This window comes from Pseudooceanicola aestuariicola (assembly GCF_045763785.1).
Classification (GTDB): Bacteria; Pseudomonadota; Alphaproteobacteria; order Rhodobacterales; family Rhodobacteraceae; genus Pseudooceanicola.
In genome coordinates this window covers 89,263-107,641 of the sequence record NZ_JBJGSF010000003.1, presented here as the reverse complement: position 1 = coordinate 107,641, position 18,379 = coordinate 89,263, and the positions used below count along the sequence as shown (strand labels likewise).

Genomic DNA, 18,379 nt, shown 5'->3' with positions numbered 1-18,379 from the left:
CCAGCGCTACGTCGCGACGCGGTGCCTTAATCTGAGTTGGGACAATGCCCTTTCGAAAATTATCGAAGGGCTAGGCCGAGCATGTGACAAACACAAGACGGCCAGACCGGGACGGCAATATTTTTGCCGCCCCGATCAGAGGCTTAGCCGTCGACCCGTTTGGGCGCGCCGGTGGACATTTCGGTTCCGATGTAGGGTTTCTTGGCTTCTTTCCAGCCGCCGAACCCGCCTTTGAGGTGCGCTATCTTACCAGCGCCCGATGCCAGAACCTTTTCCGCCATCTTGCCCGAGCGCATCGACGACCCGCAGTACAGCACGATCCGCTTGTCGCTTTGCCCCGGAAGGCTGCCCGCATCAAAGAACGACATCGGCATTAGCAGCGCGCCTTCGATGTGTTCGAACATATATTCCTGCGGCGTGCGAACATCGACCAAGACGATCTCGCCCTTGGCTTTTGCTTCTGCGACTTCGTCTGCGGTCCAGACCTCGATGTCGCCTGCGTCGGTGGATTGCGTTTCCATGTCTGTCTCCTCAGAACTTGTTCGCGGGGATCTTGTAGTAACTATGCCCATCGGCCTCGGGCGGTGGCAACTGCCCTGCCCTCAGATTAACCTGCAAGGCATGTAGCATCCGGTCCGGCAGCGCCAAGGTGGCGTCGCGGTCATCACGCAGCTTGCGGAACTCGGCTTCGCTGACGTTGCCGCCGATATGCTTGTTGTTCGCGCGATGCTCGGCCACCGTTGCGACCCAAGCAGGATCCTGACGGTCGCCCACGGGCGGATAATCGTGGCCTACGAAAAGACGCGTCTCATCGGGCAGTGCAAGGATGGCCTGCAAGCTATCCCAAAGGTCCTTGGACGACCCGCCCGGGAAATCCGCCCGGCTGGTGCCGCTGTCTACGTGCATGAAGGTGTCGTGAACAAAAGCCGCGTCACCAATCGCATAGGTGATGGACCCAAGCGTATGACCCGGCGACAGCATCACCTTCACGTCCAGATTGCCCAGCTGGAAGGTATCGCCATCCGCGAACAGGTGGTCAAAGTCGATGTCGACGTTAAACGCGTCCGGCAGATTGTAATACTCGGCCCAGAGCCGCGCGATGTCGCGCGCCTTCACCCCGATCGCGTTCGGTGCGCCGGTCTTTTCCTTCAGCCAGGTCGAGGCCATCAGGTGATCTGCATGCGGGTGGGTGTCCAGCACCCACTGCACGCTCAGCCCCTCTGCCCGGACGTATTCCAGAATTTCGGACGCGCTATCGAAACCAGAGCGCGCAGCCCGCGGGTCAAAGTCTTGCACGACATCGATCAGGGCGCACTGCTTGGTCGCTTCGTCTACGACGACGTACTGCACCGATCCGCTGGCCTTGTCGTAAAACCCGGTCACGCGCGGCGAATTCGGGCCGTTAGAGGCGCTGGTGTTTTGATACATTGCCATATCTCAGTCTCCTTCTTCAGAGGGGAACATATTATGAATTGTGAATGTATCAACCACCTCAAAGCAAATGAGTTCCAAAAAACGAAAATCCCCGCCAGTGCGATGGCACTGGCGGGGATCAGAACTTTCAGATTTGGAACGGATCAGGCGTCCAGGATCGCAGCGATCGAAGCTTCGACCTTGTCCATTTCAGCAAGACCGTCAACGCCTTCAAGCTTACCCTTCGCGTGGTAGTAGCCCAGCAGCGGAGAAGTCTTCTTGTAATATTCCATCAAACGGATTTTCAGGCTTTCTTCGTTGTCGTCGGCCCGAACCGGCTTGCCAGCGGCAGCTGCTTCGGCGGCACGACCGACGATCCGGTCCACCAGAACCTCGTCATTGACCTGAAGCTCGATCGCGCAATCCAGCGTCTTGCCCATCTCGGCCATCAGCGCTTCAAGCGCATCGGCCTGGGCCAGCGTGCGGGGGAAGCCATCAAAGATGAAGCCGCCCTTTTCGTCGCCTTCCAGTTGTTCGCGGATCAGACCGATGACGATCTCGTCCGTGACCAGCTCACCGCGGTCCATCACCTCGGCGACGCGCTTGCCCATCTCGGTACCGCTGGTCCGTGCCGCACGCAGCATGTCGCCGGTGCTAAGCTGGATCATGTTGCGGCCTTCGACCAGACGTGCGGCCTGAGTGCCCTTGCCCGCGCCCGGCGGTCCAAGAAGAATAATATTGGTCATCGGCGTGCTGCCCCCCTCCGTTTGCCACGGCGGCTCCCCTTGCCGCGCAGCTGAGATTTCTCGATCAGCCCTTCATACTGGTGCGCCAGAAGGTGCGATTGCGCCTGCTGGATCGTATCCATCGTCACCGAAACAACGATGAGGACCGACGTGCCGCCAAAATAGAAAGGGATCGCCAGTTGGCTACGCAGAATCTCAGGAAGGAGACAAACTGCCGCAAGGTAGGCCGAGCCCAGCACAAGCACGCGGTTGGCCACGTATTCCAGATATTCGGCGGTTTTCTTGCCCGGACGGATGCCCGGCACAAAGCCATTCTGGTTCTTCAGGTTGTCCGCCACGTCGTCCGGTTTGAACGCCACGTTGAACGTGTAGAAATATGCGAAAAATACGATCATCGCCGTGAAGAACAGCAGGTACAGCGGCTGCCCCGGTCCGAAATAGGCAAGGATCGTCGACATCACCGGGCTGGTCTGATTGCCCGAGAAGGTCGAGATCGTGACCGGCAGCAACAGCAGCGACGACGCGAAGATCGCCGGGATAACGCCTGCCGGGTTCACCTTAATCGGCAGGTGCGACGACCCACCATCGTAAACCTTCATACCCACCTGACGGCGCGGATACTGAATGTGGATCTTGCGCAGCGCGCGTTCCATGAAGACCACGAAGGCAATCGTCACGATCACCATGAGGATCACGCCGATAATCACCGCAGGGCTGATGGCACCCGAACGCCCCGAGGCAAAGAACTGTGCCAGCGCGGCAGGAAGTTCAGCGATAATGCCCACGAAGATGATCAGAGAGATACCGTTGCCCAGACCACGTGCCGTGATCTGTTCGCCCAGCCACATCAGGAACATCGTGCCGCCGATCAGCGTGATCATGCAGACCGCGATGAAGAACCAGTACGGGATTTCCGCCTGCACCAGATCGCCGGATTGCAGCGACACAGCCAGACCGTAGGACTGAAGCGTGGCCAGAAACACGGTGCCGTAGCGCGTGTACTGGTTCATCTTCTTGCGGCCTTGCTCGCCCTCTTTCTTCATCTGCTCCAGCGCGGGGACCATGGACCCCAGAAGCTGCACGATGATCGAGGCCGAAATATACGGCATGATGCCAAGGGCAAAGATGCCCATACGGCCAAGGGCGCCGCCCGTGAACATCGACAGGATGCCGCCGATGCCCTGGCCTGCGCCTTCCATGAATTCACGAAGAGCTGCGCCGTCGATCCCCGGAACCGGGATCCAGGTCCCAAGCCGGTACACGATCAGCAACATGATGGTGTAAAGGATGCGATTGCGCAGGTCGGTGGCTTTGCCCAGTGCGGCCCAGCTAGTGTTGGCCGCCATCTGTTCTGCTGCGGATACCATTCAGCGTCTCTCTTTCAGTCAAACGCCGCCGGACCGGGTTTTCCGGGCCGGCGGCGCTTTGGGAAAACTTGAGCTTATGTAAGCGGCCCTGAGGCCGCCCACAACCGCTTACTCAGCGGCTTGCGCAGCCGTGACCTTCAGCGACCCGCCGGCTTTTTCGACGGCTTCGATCGCGGCTTTGGATGCGCCGGTCACTTCGATGGTTGCTTTGGTGGCCAGCTCACCTTTGGCCAGAACGCGAATACCGTCCAGCTTGCGGCGCACAGCACCCGACGCGACCAGCGTGTCTTCGGTGATGTTACCTGCGTCCAGTTTGCCGGCTTCGATGAACTTGGCGATGATGCCCAGGTTGATCACGGCGAATTCTTTGCGGTTCGGCTTGTTAAAGCCACGCTTGGGCAGACGCTGGTAGAGCGGCATCTGGCCACCCTCGTAGCCATTGATCGCCACACCCGAGCGGGATTTCTGACCCTTGATACCACGGCCACCCATTTTACCCTTGCCAGAGCCGGGGCCACGGCCAACGCGCATACGCTTTTTGGTTGCGCCGGGATTGTCACGAAGTTCGTGCAGTTTCATGTCGCTTCTCCTTTGCCGGAAAACCACCCCGAAGCGATACGGGCGGCACACGGCGTTTCTTGGTTGATTCTCACGCGGCCCTATGGCCACCGGGGGCGTATAGGACCTCTGGCCCGGGCAATCAAGTCATTCTGCATTGACCGAAAGCGGTGTCAGGGCGACACTACGTCATGCAGATCGCGCATCCCATAAGGGCATTGGCCTTGGCGGGTCTCTGCCTCTGGCCTTTCGGGGCCGCGTCGCAGGGCGACGGGGGCTGCGCGACCGATGCCATGCTGGTCTTTGACGGATCGGGGTCTATGGTCGAATTTGGCTATGACTACCGACAGGTGACACGTATCGCCGAAGCGCGCCAGGCCGTCCAGATCGCCCTGCCCCAGGTCGCACCTTTCCGCCGGATCGGCCTGCTGATCTACGGACCCAACGACGGGGACAGCTGTTCCGGGATCGACGTCCGCTTTGCCCCCCGCCCCGACGCAGCAAAGGCGGTAATTGACGACGTTCAGGCCCTGTCTCCGGGCGGGCTGACGCCTTTGGCCAATTCCGTCCGCACCGCGGCCGAGGTGCTGCGCCATCGTGACCGTCCCGGCGTCATCGTCGTAGTCACCGACGGCAACGAAACCTGCGGTGGCCGCCCCTGCGCGATGAGCGATACTCTGATGAGCGAGGCACAGGACCTGACGATCCATGTCATCGGCTTCCGGGCGCTGGTGGACTATTGGACATGGGACAACCCGGAACAAGAGATCCACGGTGGAGACGGGACCGTGGCCAAGTGCTTGGCCGAGCGCACAGGCGGCCTGTACGTGACCGCGCAGACCGTTCAGGAACTGGTCGAGGCGCTACAGGCGACCCTCGGCTGCCCCCTATACGGTCGGCTGGAAGACCAAAGCTTCGCCCTGCCCGGCTAAGCCCTAGAACATCCCGTTGTCATTCGCGCTGGTCGGCGGAATTTCCTGCAGCACGTCCCAGTGTTCGACCACCTTGCCCGCCTCATCCAGACGGAAGATGTCGATCCCGGCATACTCAAGCCCTTCGGGCCAGACCTGATGGCAATGCAACACAACCTTGTCGCCTTCGGCCATGGCGCGTTTGAAATCCACCCGTTTGCCGGGGTAATCGCGGGCCATACGTTCGAAATAGTCGATGAAGGCCTCTTTGCCGTCACCCACATGCGGATTGTGCTGGATGTATTCGGCGCCAACATACCGCTCGATCGCCTCGCGCGGCTGGCACTGGTTGAACATCAGGTCATAGAAGGCCATCACAGTCTGCTTGTTTCGCTCCAGATCACTCATCCGCCGTTCCTGACTTGTTGAACGTCCTGCAATAGCGCCCGCAGCACCGGATCATCCACCTGCATCGTATCGAAATGCGCCAGCATGTTGTCGAGGTATTCAAAGCTGGTGCCCAGAAACCCCTCTCCGGTGGCGATAAAGCGGACCTGCTCGTCCCGACTGAGATCCGTTTCGATCATGTCAGCCTCAGGGTCGGCGACGAAACAGACGGCTTGGACGTCGCCCTGCGCCGTCCGCGCAGTCGCAAAAGCCGGGTAATAGGCCTGCGCGATCATCTCGCGCCGCCACAGGCGTTCGGTTTCATCCTCGACCCGCTCCGCGGGGATGCGGAACACCAGCCCGTCGCAAGTGCCCCCCTCGGCCAGACCGGCCATCAATCCCGGCGCCTCGGCCGAGCCACGCGCGCCCCGGCGATCCACCAGACACATCGACCGGGAAAAACCCTGCACCTGCGCGTGCCGCACCTCATCAAAAAGGATCGCTGGATCCCACATCAACGACCCATAGGCGAATACCCAGACCGGACCTTGGTGATCGGCAAAAAACGCGCGTCGGTTCGCCTCTCGATCCTCATCCGTCCGACGCCACGGCATGGGCACGCCCCGGTCGATCATTCTCTGGTCCATCTCGTTCAGATCGAGATCGCGGAAAAAGCTCTGCTCCGGATCGCGGATCAGGCATTTCAGATTTGGATGGTGGCGGAAGGCGTCGTCGGGAATGGGCATAAACCCTTTATGCCCGCGCAGACGCTAATGGCAATGCACACGGCCTGTGCGGGTTTCCATGTGGCAGCACTGGCCCGGAGGAGAACTTTTACGGCAGCCCCCACCATGGCCAACAACATCACTAGACAGTCGCACACCCTGTACGGGAATTGCGGCGCCTACGGAAAACGGAAGAACTAAAAAAGACGCTATCAAAAGAGTTCGCATACCAGACTCACGTTAAGAGTGGTTAACTTGGTGATGCCAAGCAGCACCAAGTCAAGAAATGCGCACCATACTGTGGCGTACACCCGGCGCTGCATTACTGCTCAATCACCGCACACAAAAGCAAACACCCCGGACCTTGCGGTCCGGGGTGTTCAATCACTGTCCAATCAGATCAAAGATCGTGGGCCGTTCAGGCCTTTTCTTCGACGATCTCTACCAGATGCGGGATTTTGTTGATCATGCCGCGAACGGAAGGGGTGTCTTCCAGTTCACGCACGCGGTGCATTTTGTTCAGGCCCAGACCAATCAGCGTCTTGCGCTGGATTTCGGGGCGGCGGATCGGCGAACCGATCTGTTTAACAACGATAGTAGCCATGGATTAGGCCTCCTCAGCGACGTGCGACGATTCCGCAGGCGCTTCGTCACGTGCGGGCAGAATGTCGGCGACTTTCTTACCACGACGCTGTGCCACCTGACGGGGCGACGCCTCTTTTTCCAGGCCGTTCAGCGTGGCGCGGATCATGTTGTAGGGGTTCTGCGAACCGATCGACTTGGCGACCACGTCCTGAATGCCCAGCATTTCGAACACGGCACGCATCGGACCACCGGCAATGATACCAGTACCGGTCGGTGCGGTGCGCATTACGACACGGCCAGCGCCATGACGGCCTTCCATGTCGTGGTGCAGCGTGCGGCCTTCGCGCAGCGGCACACGGATCATTTTGCGCTTGGCTTGCTCGGTTGCCTTACGGATGGCCTCGGGGACCTCCTTGGCTTTACCCTTACCAAAGCCAACGCGGCCTTTCTGGTCGCCCACGACGACAAGAGCAGCGAAGCCGAAACGCTTACCACCCTTAACGGTCTTGGACACACGGTTGATCGCGACAAGGCGATCTGCAAATTCCGGGGCTTCCTCGCGGTCGCGACGGTTTTCCCGGCGGTTGTTTTCACGAGCCATGGGCTCTCCTTTTCAATCGTGGGTCCATGCCATCAGGCGACCCGGTTGTCCGATCCTTGGTGAGGGAGGCACCCTCCCGGATCATCGGGGCATTGCAGCCCTCAGAAGTACGCAAGGCGGGGAAATCCCCGCCCTACGGGATGTGGCAAGGCGGGGTTGCCCCCGCCGCACCATCAGATTTTCAGACCACCTTCACGGGCAGCGTCGGCCAGAGCCTTCACCTTGCCGTGGAAGAGGAAGCCGCCGCGGTCGAAGTATGCTTCTTCAACGCCAGCTTTTTTCGCGCGCTCGGCAATCGCCGCGCCAACCTTGGTTGCCGCTTCGATGTTGTTCTTGCCGACAACGCCAAGGTCTTTTTCCAGCGAAGATGCGGATGCCAGCGTAACGCCAGCCACATCGTCGATCAGCTGAACGCTGATGTTCTTGGAGGACCGATGAACCGAAAGACGAACGCGACCAGCGTTGACCTTGCGGAGTTTGCTCCGGACGCGCATGCGGCGCTTCAGGAACAGGGAACGTTTTGTAGTAGCCATTTGCCTGATCCTTACTTCTTCTTACCTTCCTTGCGGAAGATGTACTCTTCTTTGTACTTGATGCCCTTGCCCTTGTAGGGTTCGGGACGGCGCCAGTCGCGGATGTTTGCCGCAACCTGACCCACAAGCTGAGCGTCAGAGCCTTCAATGATGACTTCGGTCGGCTTGGGCGTGGTAATGGTCACACCGGCCGGGATGTCGAAGTCGACGTCGTGAGAGTAGCCAAGGTTCAGTTTCAGGACATTGCCCTGAACAGCGGCACGATAACCCACACCGTTGATCTCAAGCTCGCGCTTGAAGCCTTCGGTTGCGCCCTGGACCAGGTTCGCAACCATCGTGCGGGACATGCCCCACTGCTGACGTGCGCGCTTGGACTTGCCACGCGGGGTAACCGTGATGGCGTTGTCTTCCTGCGCGATGGTCACATCGTCAGTGGCGGTGAACGTGTGGGTACCCTTGGGGCCCTTCACTTCAATCTTCTGACCCGAGATCGTCGCGGTGACGCCCGAGGGCAGCTCGACTGGTTTTTTACCGATACGAGACATTGCGGGACCTCCTTAGAAGACGGTGCAAAGCACTTCGCCGCCAACGTTCTGGCTGCGTGCGTTTGCATCCGACATCACGCCCTTGGACGTGGAGACAATCGACACACCCAGACCCTGACGGACCTGCGGAATGTCATTGCGACCCATGTACACGCGACGACCGGGCTTGGAGACCCGCTTCAGTTCGCGAATGACAGGAGCGCCTTCATAGTACTTCAGGCTGATTTCAAGGGTCGGGTGACCGTTGACGTCGGTGCCTTTTTCATAACCGCGGATGTAGCCTTCGTCCGCCAGCACATCCAGAACCCATGCCCGCAGCTTGGACGCCGGGGTGGAAACGGTGGATTTGCCGCGCAACTGGCTGTTGCGGATACGGGTGAGCATATCGCCGATAGGATCGTTCATATCATACCCTCCCTTACCAGCTGGATTTCACAAGACCGGGGATCTGGCCGTTGGAGCCAAGTTCCCGCAGCATGATACGGGACATCTTCAGCTTACGGTAATAAGCGTGCGGACGGCCGGTCAGCTGGCAGCGGTTGTGCAGACGGGTCGGGGACGAGTTGCGGGGCAGCTCGGCCAGCTTCAGGGTCGCGCGGAAACGCTCTTCCATCGGCTTCGATTCGTCGTTGATGATCTCTTTCAAAGCAGCGCGCTTTTCAGCGTACTTCTTCACCAGACGCTCGCGCTTCTTCTCGCGCTCGATCATGGATTTTTTAGCCATATCGTTCTCTCCCGCGATCAGCTGTTGAAGGGCATGTTGAAATGCTTCAACAGCGCCTTTGCTTCCGCGTCAGTTGCCGCGGTGGTGCAGATGATGATGTCCATGCCCCAGACTTCGTCGACTTTGTCGAAGTTGATCTCGGGGAACACGATGTGTTCTTTCAGACCCATGGCATAGTTGCCACGGCCGTCAAAGGACTTGCCGGAGACGCCGCGGAAGTCGCGGACGCGGGGCATTGCGATCGTGATCAGACGGTCCAGGAATTCGTACATGCGGTCGGCGCGCAGGGTCACCTTTGCACCCAGAGGCATTTCTTCACGGACGCGGAAGCCTGCGATGGACTTCTTCGCCTTGGTGACCATTGCCTTCTGACCGGCGATTGCGGTCAGATCTTCCTGAGCCGATTTCGCCTTCTTGCTGTCTTTGACAGCTTCAGCACCGCAGCCGATGTTCAGGACGATCTTGTCCAGACGCGGGATCTGCATGTCGTTTTTGTAGCCGAATTCTTCCTTCATCGCAGCACGGATGCTGTCGACGTAGGCTTGCTTCAGACGCGGGGTATAGTTCGCGGTATCAAGCATCGATCACGTCTCCCGTCGTCTTGGCAAAGCGGACTTTCTTGTCGCCTTCCATTTTGAAACCAACGCGGGTCGGTTTGCCGTTGGCATCGACCAGCGCCAGGTTGGACAGCTGGATCGGCAGAGCCTTGGGCAGACGGCCACCCTGCTGGGTCTGGGTCTGGCGGGTGTGGCGAACAGCCATGTTCACACCGTCGACGATGGCCTTGCCATCTTGGGGCAGAACCTGGGTGATTTCCCCGGTTTTGCCTTTGTCTTTGCCGGCGATCACGATGACCTTGTCACCTTTGCGGAGTTTAGCAGCCATTACAGCACCTCCGGAGCAAGCGAGATGATCTTCATGAAGTTCTTGGCACGCAGCTCACGAACGACCGGCCCGAAGATACGGGTACCGACCGGCTCACCTGCGTTGTTCAGGATGACGGCGGCGTTGCGGTCAAAACGGATAGAGGTGCCGTCTTCACGGCGAACTTCTTTGGCGGTGCGAACGACGACGGCCTTACGGACGTCACCCTTTTTCACACGGCCGCGCGGAATGGCTTCTTTCACCGAAACAACGATGATGTCGCCAACCGACGCATAACGACGGTGGGAACCGCCGAGGACCTTGATGCACTGAACCCGGCGCGCGCCAGAGTTATCAGCAACATCCAGATTGGTCTGCATCTGGATCATTTGGTTTCTCCCGACCTTTGGGGAGGGCTGCAGCGCCCCTTGCCCCCAGGGTTTCGATTAGATTGGGTCGTCCCGCTTAGGCGGTGATGACTTCCCAACGTTTGGTCTTCGATTTCGGTGCGCATTCCTGAATGCGGACCTCATCACCTTTTTTGAAGGTGTTGTTCTCATCGTGAGCCCGGTACTTCTTGGACTTACGGATGGTCTTTTTCAGAACCGGGTGCGTGAAGCGGCGTTCCACCGACACGGTAACGGTCTGGGCGTTGGCATCGGACGTAACGACGCCGGACAGGATACGTTTGGGCATCTGGGTCTTCCCTTATTCAGCAGCCGCAGCGGCTTTTTCATTCAACACGGTCATCACACGGGCTGCCTCGCGGCGGGCCGCACGCATACGTGCAGGGTTTTCCAGTTGGCCAGTGGCCTGCTGAAAGCGCAGGTTGAACTGCTCTTTCTTCAGTTCGGTCAGCTGCTCGCGCAGTTGATCGGGGGTCTTGTCACGAAGGTCATTCGCGCTCATGGTAATCTTCCTTTCAACATCACCGGTAGGCCCCATAGCGCGCATGCGCCGGGTCACCCTGATTCCGGTGGAGTCATGATGAGCGGGCCGTATAGGCGCGATTCCCTTTTGAAGCAAGCCCCATTGGGGGAAAACTTGGGCGGCTGACCCCATGGTCTGGATCGCTTGATCCGCCATGGAGACTTAGGCGCGGTGGCGGGGTGAACCCCGCCCTACGACACCAGCGAAGGGTGGGCGGGGTTCACCCCGCCTTCCCGAATAGCAATCCAGCCCGCAGGTCCGTGCTCAAAGCACCTCGTAGACGTCGTATTCGACACCCTGCTGTGTCCGGGTCCCTACCCCGACGGTCACGATCTTGTTCAGCCACTGGTACTTCGGATCGGCCGCTTCGAAAAACGGCGCGACGCGGAAATAATAGCTTCCCGGATCAGGCATCTGCCCCTGCGCAAGGATTTCACGATGCTCGGCACTCAGTGTATGGACGCCCTCGTAGGCCATGTAGATCGCCGTACCGTCGTCGGTTTCCAGCAACAGCCGCACATCGATGCGCGCAAATCCGTCCTTCACACTGACCCAATCGCCGCTGACTGGCTTCACCACACCGCGCAACCGCTCGCCCTCGAACGACCCGCCGGTGACGTGATAGATCAGCCGCCCCTCGGTGTTGCCGCCGCGCAGATCGGTGGCGGGGCCGACGTCTAGAAACACCTTCATCAGCGGACGTGTGGACAATTCGGGCACCTTGGTCACTCCCATTTATAGTTAAAGCTGACGCTGATCCGGTCGTCTTCGGACATGTTCATCGGCACTTCGTGCCGCAGCCAGCTTTCCCACAACAGAACCTCACCGGGTTCTGGCGCGACGTAGATGAAAGGCTTCAACTCTTCCCGCGCGTCCTTGGTCCGCGTGGGCGCGGCCATCATCATCTGCAACCGAGGGTCTTCGAGCTTCAGGGCCGATGCGCCATCGGGCATGGCAACATAAGTCGTGCCCGAGATCACCGAATGCGGGTGGATATGGCTGGAATGCGTCCCGCCCTCGGGCAGGATATTGATCCAGAGGTCTTCCAGCACCAACGCCTTGTCGCCCAGATCGAACTGACATTCCTTGGCAAAGGCCGCGACGTGTTTGTCCAGCGACTTGACCACATCCGCAAAGATCGGGAACCGCCACGGCAGATCGGTCAGTGAGGCGTAAGAGGTGTAGCCGGGATAGCCCTGCGTCTCGCACCACTCCTGCCCGGCCTTGTCATCCTCGGCGATGGAATAGCAGGAAGCTTCCAGCTCGTCCGTGTCCACGGCGGGGCCGTGTTCGGACAATTTCGCGCGATAAAGAGGGGTGACGAATAGGGTGCTTATCTCTGACATGTCGTCCTCCTAACGTGGTTCTAGGATCGGCGACAGGGACCAATTCGAGCAAGGCAAAATTGCCCTTCCGCCACGGCACCCGTCGAAAACATCAATCGCTGATGTTGCTTTACCAGGCCTATCAGCCAACTATCCGACGGCAAACAAACACCATCGCATAAGGAGGAGTAAATGCGACATTCAACCGGGAGGGGCCTCTTCGCAGTGGCCTTGTGTCTAGACTTGGGTCTGGCGGCAAGCGCAGTCATGGCCGAAAACAGGATTGATGGGCAACGTCCCTTTGCGCCGGAACTGGCGGCATATGGTGACATGAAGGTTGGCGTTCGCACGCTCGATCTGGTCAACCCCGACCAGATCGACGTCGTGGCCGTTGATCCAAGTTCCGAGAAGCCAGAAACGCTGCCCACCTACGACCGCGAGCTAACCATAGAGGTCTGGTACCCGGCCGCAGACAACGCCGAAGGCGACACGACGATTCAGACCTATCTGCGCGACGGCCAGACCGAGATCGAGATCGCCGGATCGGCCCATCGCGATGCCGAACCTGCCGCGGGCACCTATCCACTCGTTCTGGTGTCCCACGGCTGGCCGGGCAACCGGTACCTGATGTCCCATCTGGGCGAAAATCTTGCGTCCAAAGGGTATGTGGTCGCCTCGATCGACCACAACGAATCCACCTACCGAACCTTCCAGGTGTCGGACAATTACTTCGCCACCTTCGGCTCCACGCTGGTCAATCGCCCCTTGGATCAGCTGTTCGTTCTGGACCAGATCGCCCAGATGTCCGGCGATGATAGCTCGTTCCTGAACGGTCTTGTCGATGCTTCGACCACAGGTCTGATTGGGTATTCCATGGGCGGCTATGGGGCATTGGTCACGGCTGGCGGCGGCGTCAGCGAAGCGGGGGTCAACCTGCCCTTTGGCGCGTCGCATGGTCTGCTGGATATTCATAGTGCTGGCAGCGACACACATGACGCCCTGCCCGATGATCGTATCAAGACGATCGTCACCCTCGGCCCCTGGGGGCGCAACTGGAACATGTGGGATGCAGAAGGTCTGTCTGGTGTCAGCGTCCCTGCCCTGATGATCGCGGGGTCCATGGACGAAGTTTCGGGCTACGAAAACGGTGTGCGCCAAATCTGGAAGGAAACCACCGGTGTCGACCGTGCGCTTCTGACCTTCAACAGCGCAGGCCATAACGCCGGTGCGCCGATGCCTGTCCCATCCGAAGCGCTGGAACCCGGCGTCAGCGGCAGCGACCACTACTTGGATGCGGTGTGGGATACCACGCGGATGAACAACATATCGCAACACTTCATCACTGCCTGGCTGGATTGGCACCTGAAGGACGACACAGACAAAGAGGCCTTTCTGGACCTTGTCCCGGTCGCCAATGAGGGCGTCTGGGCCGCCAACGACGACGGCACCTTCAAGCCCGAGCACACCTACTGGAAAGGCTTCGACAAAGGCTGGGGCCGTGGTCTGCGGATGGAGTGGCTGAAGGCAGGCGAATAACCCCGCCACCCCTCGCAAAATAGAAAAGCCCCCGCCGTTCACACGGCGGGGGCTTTTTGTTTTTCAGTCAGACCGGATTACCAGTCTTCGCGGACGACGACGCGGGTTTTGACCGGAAGCTTCATCGCAGCAAGGCGCAGAGCCTCGCGCGCGATTTCTTCGTTCACACCGTCGATTTCGAACATCACGCGGCCCGGCTTCACTTTGCAGACCCAACGGTCCACGGAACCCTTACCTTTACCCATACGAACTTCGATGGGCTTCGCGGTGACGGGCACGTCGGGGAAAATCCGGATCCAGACACGACCCTGACGCTTCATGTGACGCGTCATGGCCCGACGGGCGGCTTCGATCTGACGGGCGCTGACACGCTCGGGTTGGGTGGCTTTCAGGCCGTAGGTACCGAAGTTCAGGTCAGAACCGCCCTTGGCTTCGCCTTTGATGCGACCCTTGAACTGTTTCCGGTATTTTGTGCGTTTCGGTTGAAGCATCTTACGTTCTCCTTACCGGTCGCGGTCGCGGCGGTTACCACCACCGGCGCCACGGGGGGCAGGTCCGTCCTGAAGCTCTTGCGCACGGCGATCACGCGCCTGCGGGTCATGCTCCAGAATTTCACCTTTGAAGATCCAAACCTTGATGCCGATGATGCCATAGGCGGTCGAGGCTTCGGAATGTGCATAGTCGATGTCCGCGCGCAGCGTGTGCAGCGGCACACGGCCTTCACGGTACCATTCGGTACGCGCGATTTCTGCACCACCCAGACGGCCAGCAACGTTCACCCGGATACCCAGGGCGCCCATGCGCATGGCGTTCTGAACAGCACGCTTCATCGCACGACGGAAAGACACACGGCGTTCCAGCTGCTGAGCGATGGACTCACCAACCAGTTGCGCGTCCAGTTCCGGCTTGCGGACTTCGACGATGTTCAGGTGCAGTTCGCTATCGGTCATCTTGGCCAGTTTCGAACGCAGAACTTCGATGTCCGCGCCCTTCTTGCCGATGATGACACCCGGACGTGCGGTGTGAATGGTCACACGGCACTTTTTGTGCGGGCGTTCGATGATCACGCGGGCCACACCGGCCTGCTTGCATTCTTCTTTGATGAACTCACGGATCTTGATGTCTTCCAGCAGAAGATCACCGTAGTCCTTCGTATCCGCGTACCATCGGCTGTCCCAGGTGCGGTTGACCTGAAGGCGCATGCCGATCGGATTGGTTTTATTACCCATTAGGCTTGCTCCTCGATCTGACGCACCTTGATGGTGATTTCCGAAAACGGCTTCATGATCTTGCCGTAACGGCCACGTGCCCGCGGACGACCACGCTTCATGATCAGGTTCTTGCCCACATAGGCCTCGGCGACGATCAGTTCATCGACGTCCAGGTTGTGGTTGTTTTCGGCGTTCGCAATCGCGGACTGAAGGCACTTCTTCACATCCTCGGCGATCCGCTTTTTCGAGAAGGTCAGGTCCGTCAGGGCCTTGTCAACCTTCTTGCCGCGGATCAATTGCGCGACGAGGTTCAGTTTCTGCGGGGACGTACGGAGCATGCGCAGTTTTGCCATTGCTTCGTTATCGGCCACGCGGCGGGGGTTTTTATCCTTGCCCATGACTTACTTCCGCTTCGCTTTTTTGTCGGCAGCATGCCCGTAGTAGGTACGGGTCGGCGAATATTCACCGAATTTCTGACCGATCATGTCTTCGGAGACGTTCACAGGAACGTGCTTCTGGCCGTTGTAGACGCCAAACGTCAAACCCACGAACTGGGGCAGGATCGTCGAGCGGCGCGACCAGATTTTGATGACTTCATTACGCCCGGATTCGCGGGATGCTTCGGCTTTTTTCAGCACGTAAGCATCAACGAAGGGGCCTTTCCAAACAGAGCGAGACATATCTTAGCGCCCTTTCTTCTTGGCGTGCCGGGAGCGGATGATAAGCCGCGAGGACGCTTTGTTCTTGTCACGGGTCCGTGCACCTTTGGTCGGTTTGCCCCAAGGGGTAACCGGGTGACGACCACCAGAGGTCCGGCCTTCACCACCACCATGGGGGTGGTCGATCGGGTTCATCACGACACCACGCACAGAGGGGCGGATGCCCTTGTGGCGCATGCGGCCCGCTTTACCGTAGTTCTGGTTCGAGTTGTCGGGGTTCGACACGGCACCAACGGTGGCCATGCATTCCTGACGCACCATACGCAGTTCGCCCGAGGACAGGCGGATCTGAGCGTAGCCACCGTCACGGCCGACGAACTGGGCATAGGTGCCCGCGGCGCGTGCGATCTGACCGCCCTTGCCGGGCTTCAGTTCGATGTTGTGGACGATGGTACCGATCGGCATGCCCGAGAACGGCATTGCGTTACCCGGCTTGATGTCGGCCTTCTGCGACGAAACGATGCTGTCGCCAACTGCCAGACGCTGAGGCGCCAGGACGTAGGCTTGTTCGCCGTCTTCGTATTTGATCAGCGCGATGAATGCGGTCCGGTTGGGATCGTACTCGATCCGCTCGACCGTGCCGGTCACATCGAATTTGTTCCGTTTGAAATCAACGATCCGATAAAGGCGTTTCGCCCCGCCGCCTTTGCGACGCATCGTGATCCGTCCGGTGTTGTTCCGGCCGCCGTTCTTCGTCAGACCCTGGGTAAGGGCTTTGACGGGGCGTCCTTTGTACAGCTCCGAACGGTCGATCAGCACCAGCCCGCGCTGGCCCGGCGTCGTCGGCTTATACGACTTAAGTGCCATGCTTTCTGTCTTCCGTTTAGCAAGCGGCCCCCGCGTAGTGTGGCGGCGGCCTATGTGTTAGCCCCCTGCTGTATTCGTCTGCGAACCAGCTAGGTGACCGTTGGTATAGGCCCCCGAAGGTGCCCGGTGAGATGTTTGCGTGACGTGGCCACCCAAACAAAAGCAGAGCCCCGGACGAATCCGGGGCTTTGCGGATGGGGTCGTTTAGAGTCACTTTGGGGTTAGGTCAAGGGCAACGGTGTGGATTACCCTTGGCGGCAAGCCCCCACACGTATGTATATGCCTGAAAGGCCCGAAATGAGCACCAACCAGATCACGATCTCTGCCGATGTCGCAGCTGACCCCGACACCGTCTGGACCGCATACACCAGCCCCGATCATATTACCCAGTGGAACTTTGCCAGTGACGACTGGTGCTGTCCCACAGCCTCCAACGACCTACGCGTAGGCGGCGCCTATTCCGCGCGGATGGAGGCAAAAGACGGCAGTTTTGGTTTCGACTTCACCGCGATCTACGACGCGGTCGATCCCGCCAAATCCTTCACCTACACGATGGAGGACGGGCGCAAAGTCACCACGACCTTCGACCCCCAGAATGACACAACTCGCGTCACGACCACCTTCGACGCCGAGACGCAGAACCCCGTCGAGATGCAGCGCGAAGGTTGGCAGGCGATCCTGAACAACTTCAAGACGCACGCGGAAAGCCTGTGAGACGCGACACGTAGGGCGGGGTTCACCCCGCCACCTCCGAAACCCGTCTCAAAACTCTTTGGCTCATCAACCGGAACGGCCAAACCAGCGCATCTCATCCCGAAAGAAAACCCTAGCCTTTCCGCACGGCCATCCCAATCTCGTAGGGTGGGTTTGCAACCCACCAGACCGTTGGAGACGCCCGTCGTGTTGCCGTATTCCAGCGAAAGGGAAGCTTTTGACAACCTTTCGAGGGCCGGTCATACCGCGACCGCTCTGGCGCCCGTTTTATTAGCGTCCGACCTTTGGCCTGCACCTCAATACTTGCTCAGCCCAAAGCTAATCAGAACAGCTGCCGCCCCCACCAAGCCGCCAACCTCTGAACGACGCTCACATAACCCTGTTTCTACACGAAAGAGCCGGTACAGTATCGTCGCATGATGAAACGTCTCCTCGACAAATTCCTACGCAAACAAAACGACGCGGACACCACCCGCGACAGTCTGCACCGCGCGGCCTTCGCCGGAGACGTCACCCGCCTCCGACGGCTTCTGGAGGATGACCCCTCTGCCGTGAACGCGCCACACGGCAGCATCATCTCCGCCGCCGCCAACGTTCCGCCTCTACATGTCGCCGTGGCCGAAGGTCACGCAGACGCCGCGCGCCTGTTGATCTCCTACGGGGCTGAAATCGACCGCTTCTCGGAACCACCCGGCGCTGTGACACCCCTGTTGGCCGCCGCCGCCAAGGGATACCCGGACGAAGTCGCGCTGATCCTAGAACTTGGGGCCGACCCGAACCTGTTCCGTAGCACCGACCACGCCTCGCCCCTCAGCTTTGCGACCCACTGCCAAGACGACGCCCGCGCAACCGCAGTCACGGCACGATTGTTGCGCGCAGGCGCAAACCCGGACGGCTCGGGCGATGCGCACCAGACACCACTGATGCTCGCCGCTCGGGCAAACCTGCCCGGTATGGTCCAAGCCCTGCTGGACGCTGGCGCAGACCCGGACCGTCTATGCCGATTGAAATGGGCCGACGGATGGACCGCCCTTGATCACGCCATCAACGAAAGCAGTGCCCGCGCTGAGGCGATCCTTCGCCCCGTCACCCGCACCGCCCCGGTGGCAACGCCCGGCCAAGTCTCTTGAAAGAAGAAAACCCCCCGCTTTTCAGCGAGGGGTTCCCAATTTCGTAGG

General features: G+C 59.6%; 29 protein-coding genes. 4 read left to right on the top strand and 25 right to left on the bottom strand.

Translation table 11 applies throughout. The features are described 5' to 3' along the window. Positions 1-143 precede the first annotated feature (143 nt). From ACI3GR_RS12915 to rplO, 5 genes are all read right to left on the bottom strand, one after another. Positions 144-521 (bottom strand): rhodanese-like domain-containing protein, encoded by a 378-nt coding sequence (locus ACI3GR_RS12915; RefSeq protein ID WP_407495092.1) that lies wholly within the window; start codon positions 519-521, stop codon positions 144-146. Positions 522-531: 10 nt separating this feature from the next. Next, positions 532-1,434 (bottom strand): MBL fold metallo-hydrolase, encoded by a 903-nt coding sequence (locus tag ACI3GR_RS12910; RefSeq protein WP_407495090.1) that lies wholly within the window; start codon positions 1,432-1,434, stop codon positions 532-534. A gap of 143 nt (positions 1,435-1,577) precedes the next feature. After that, a complete protein-coding gene (locus ACI3GR_RS12905; protein ID WP_407495088.1) occupies positions 1,578-2,159 on the bottom strand; it encodes an adenylate kinase in 582 nt (193 codons plus the stop codon). Then, positions 2,156-3,526, bottom strand: a complete 1,371-nt coding sequence (gene secY / locus ACI3GR_RS12900; protein ID WP_407495087.1) for a preprotein translocase subunit SecY — start codon at positions 3,524-3,526, stop codon at positions 2,156-2,158. The genes ACI3GR_RS12905 and secY overlap by 4 nt, the downstream gene beginning before the upstream one ends. 108 nt (positions 3,527-3,634) lie before the next feature. Further along, complete coding sequence (gene rplO / locus ACI3GR_RS12895) at positions 3,635-4,105, bottom strand: 50S ribosomal protein L15 (protein WP_407495085.1); 471 nt, start codon at positions 4,103-4,105, stop codon at positions 3,635-3,637. Positions 4,106-4,275: 170 nt separating this feature from the next. Between rplO and ACI3GR_RS12890 the strand changes: the two genes are divergently transcribed. Then, entirely contained in the window at positions 4,276-5,016 is a 741-nt protein-coding gene (locus ACI3GR_RS12890; protein ID WP_407495082.1) for a vWA domain-containing protein, read from the top strand. Between the two features lie 3 nt (positions 5,017-5,019). Here ACI3GR_RS12890 and ACI3GR_RS12885 read toward each other — a convergent pair whose 3' ends face one another. The 15 genes from ACI3GR_RS12885 to ACI3GR_RS12815 all read right to left on the bottom strand — a co-directional run bounded on the left by ACI3GR_RS12885 (position 5,020) and on the right by ACI3GR_RS12815 (position 12,235). Then, the gene (locus ACI3GR_RS12885; RefSeq protein WP_407495079.1) at positions 5,020-5,403 is read right to left on the bottom strand and encodes a nuclear transport factor 2 family protein; all 384 of its coding nucleotides are present in this window, start codon (positions 5,401-5,403) and stop codon (positions 5,020-5,022) included. Next, positions 5,400-6,128, bottom strand: a complete 729-nt coding sequence (locus ACI3GR_RS12880) for a gamma-glutamylcyclotransferase (protein ID WP_407495077.1) — start codon at positions 6,126-6,128, stop codon at positions 5,400-5,402. The genes ACI3GR_RS12885 and ACI3GR_RS12880 overlap by 4 nt, the downstream gene beginning before the upstream one ends. A 397-nt stretch (positions 6,129-6,525) precedes the next feature. Beyond that, the gene (rpmD, locus tag ACI3GR_RS12875) at positions 6,526-6,711 is read right to left on the bottom strand and encodes a 50S ribosomal protein L30 (protein ID WP_093453146.1); all 186 of its coding nucleotides are present in this window, start codon (positions 6,709-6,711) and stop codon (positions 6,526-6,528) included. A 3-nt stretch (positions 6,712-6,714) separates the two neighbouring features. After that, entirely contained in the window at positions 6,715-7,293 is a 579-nt protein-coding gene (rpsE, locus tag ACI3GR_RS12870; protein WP_407495072.1) for a 30S ribosomal protein S5, read from the bottom strand. Positions 7,294-7,466: 173 nt separating this feature from the next. Beyond that, the gene (gene rplR, locus ACI3GR_RS12865; RefSeq protein ID WP_407495069.1) at positions 7,467-7,826 is read right to left on the bottom strand and encodes a 50S ribosomal protein L18; all 360 of its coding nucleotides are present in this window, start codon (positions 7,824-7,826) and stop codon (positions 7,467-7,469) included. Positions 7,827-7,837: 11 nt separating this feature from the next. After that, positions 7,838-8,371, bottom strand: a complete 534-nt coding sequence (gene rplF, locus ACI3GR_RS12860) for a 50S ribosomal protein L6 (RefSeq protein ID WP_407495067.1) — start codon at positions 8,369-8,371, stop codon at positions 7,838-7,840. 12 nt (positions 8,372-8,383) lie between these two features. Continuing rightward, the gene (gene rpsH / locus ACI3GR_RS12855) at positions 8,384-8,776 is read right to left on the bottom strand and encodes a 30S ribosomal protein S8 (RefSeq protein WP_407495064.1); all 393 of its coding nucleotides are present in this window, start codon (positions 8,774-8,776) and stop codon (positions 8,384-8,386) included. A 13-nt stretch (positions 8,777-8,789) separates the two neighbouring features. Then, a complete protein-coding gene (gene rpsN / locus ACI3GR_RS12850; RefSeq protein WP_407495062.1) occupies positions 8,790-9,095 on the bottom strand; it encodes a 30S ribosomal protein S14 in 306 nt (101 codons plus the stop codon). Positions 9,096-9,112: 17 nt separating this feature from the next. Further along, positions 9,113-9,676: a 50S ribosomal protein L5 gene (gene rplE / locus ACI3GR_RS12845; protein ID WP_407495061.1), complete on the bottom strand. Its 564-nt coding sequence runs from the start codon at positions 9,674-9,676 to the stop codon at positions 9,113-9,115. Further along, positions 9,669-9,980 (bottom strand): 50S ribosomal protein L24, encoded by a 312-nt coding sequence (rplX, locus tag ACI3GR_RS12840; protein WP_407495059.1) that lies wholly within the window; start codon positions 9,978-9,980, stop codon positions 9,669-9,671. Before rplX ends, rplE begins: the two co-directional genes overlap by 8 nt. Further along, entirely contained in the window at positions 9,980-10,348 is a 369-nt protein-coding gene (gene rplN, locus ACI3GR_RS12835; RefSeq protein ID WP_009805806.1) for a 50S ribosomal protein L14, read from the bottom strand. The genes rplX and rplN overlap by 1 nt, the downstream gene beginning before the upstream one ends. A 76-nt stretch (positions 10,349-10,424) precedes the next feature. Then, complete coding sequence (rpsQ, locus tag ACI3GR_RS12830; RefSeq protein WP_407495057.1) at positions 10,425-10,655, bottom strand: 30S ribosomal protein S17; 231 nt, start codon at positions 10,653-10,655, stop codon at positions 10,425-10,427. Between the two features lie 12 nt (positions 10,656-10,667). After that, on the bottom strand, positions 10,668-10,868 hold the full coding sequence (gene rpmC, locus ACI3GR_RS12825; RefSeq protein WP_407495056.1) for a 50S ribosomal protein L29: 201 nt from the start codon (positions 10,866-10,868) through the stop codon (positions 10,668-10,670). A gap of 285 nt (positions 10,869-11,153) precedes the next feature. Further along, positions 11,154-11,609 carry a DUF3237 domain-containing protein gene (locus ACI3GR_RS12820; protein WP_407495054.1) on the bottom strand — a complete coding sequence of 152 codons (456 nt, stop codon included), beginning with the start codon at positions 11,607-11,609 and terminating at the stop codon, positions 11,154-11,156. Between the two features lie 5 nt (positions 11,610-11,614). Continuing rightward, a complete protein-coding gene (locus tag ACI3GR_RS12815; RefSeq protein WP_407495052.1) occupies positions 11,615-12,235 on the bottom strand; it encodes a 2OG-Fe(II) oxygenase family protein in 621 nt (206 codons plus the stop codon). Positions 12,236-12,406: 171 nt separating this feature from the next. On the opposite strand from ACI3GR_RS12815, the gene ACI3GR_RS12810 reads away from it, so the two are divergent. Continuing rightward, on the top strand, positions 12,407-13,750 hold the full coding sequence (locus tag ACI3GR_RS12810) for an alpha/beta hydrolase family protein (RefSeq protein WP_407495050.1): 1,344 nt from the start codon (positions 12,407-12,409) through the stop codon (positions 13,748-13,750). 77 nt (positions 13,751-13,827) lie between these two features. Here ACI3GR_RS12810 and rplP read toward each other — a convergent pair whose 3' ends face one another. The 5 genes from rplP to rplB are packed head-to-tail and all read right to left on the bottom strand — an operon-like array spanning position 13,828 to position 16,487. Further along, a complete protein-coding gene (gene rplP, locus ACI3GR_RS12805; RefSeq protein WP_407495048.1) occupies positions 13,828-14,241 on the bottom strand; it encodes a 50S ribosomal protein L16 in 414 nt (137 codons plus the stop codon). A gap of 12 nt (positions 14,242-14,253) precedes the next feature. Further along, positions 14,254-14,979, bottom strand: a complete 726-nt coding sequence (gene rpsC / locus ACI3GR_RS12800) for a 30S ribosomal protein S3 (protein WP_407495046.1) — start codon at positions 14,977-14,979, stop codon at positions 14,254-14,256. Further along, entirely contained in the window at positions 14,979-15,359 is a 381-nt protein-coding gene (rplV, locus tag ACI3GR_RS12795) for a 50S ribosomal protein L22 (protein ID WP_407495045.1), read from the bottom strand. The genes rpsC and rplV overlap by 1 nt, the downstream gene beginning before the upstream one ends. A 3-nt stretch (positions 15,360-15,362) precedes the next feature. Continuing rightward, positions 15,363-15,641, bottom strand: a complete 279-nt coding sequence (gene rpsS / locus ACI3GR_RS12790) for a 30S ribosomal protein S19 (protein WP_407495043.1) — start codon at positions 15,639-15,641, stop codon at positions 15,363-15,365. Positions 15,642-15,644: 3 nt separating this feature from the next. Beyond that, positions 15,645-16,487 carry a 50S ribosomal protein L2 gene (gene rplB / locus ACI3GR_RS12785; protein WP_407495042.1) on the bottom strand — a complete coding sequence of 281 codons (843 nt, stop codon included), beginning with the start codon at positions 16,485-16,487 and terminating at the stop codon, positions 15,645-15,647. A 297-nt stretch (positions 16,488-16,784) separates the two neighbouring features. Between rplB and ACI3GR_RS12780 the strand changes: the two genes are divergently transcribed. Next, positions 16,785-17,201, top strand: a complete 417-nt coding sequence (locus ACI3GR_RS12780) for an SRPBCC family protein (protein WP_407495041.1) — start codon at positions 16,785-16,787, stop codon at positions 17,199-17,201. Between the two features lie 416 nt (positions 17,202-17,617). Next, on the top strand, positions 17,618-18,331 hold the full coding sequence (locus ACI3GR_RS12775; RefSeq protein ID WP_407495040.1) for an ankyrin repeat domain-containing protein: 714 nt from the start codon (positions 17,618-17,620) through the stop codon (positions 18,329-18,331). Positions 18,332-18,379: the final 48 nt, after the last annotated feature.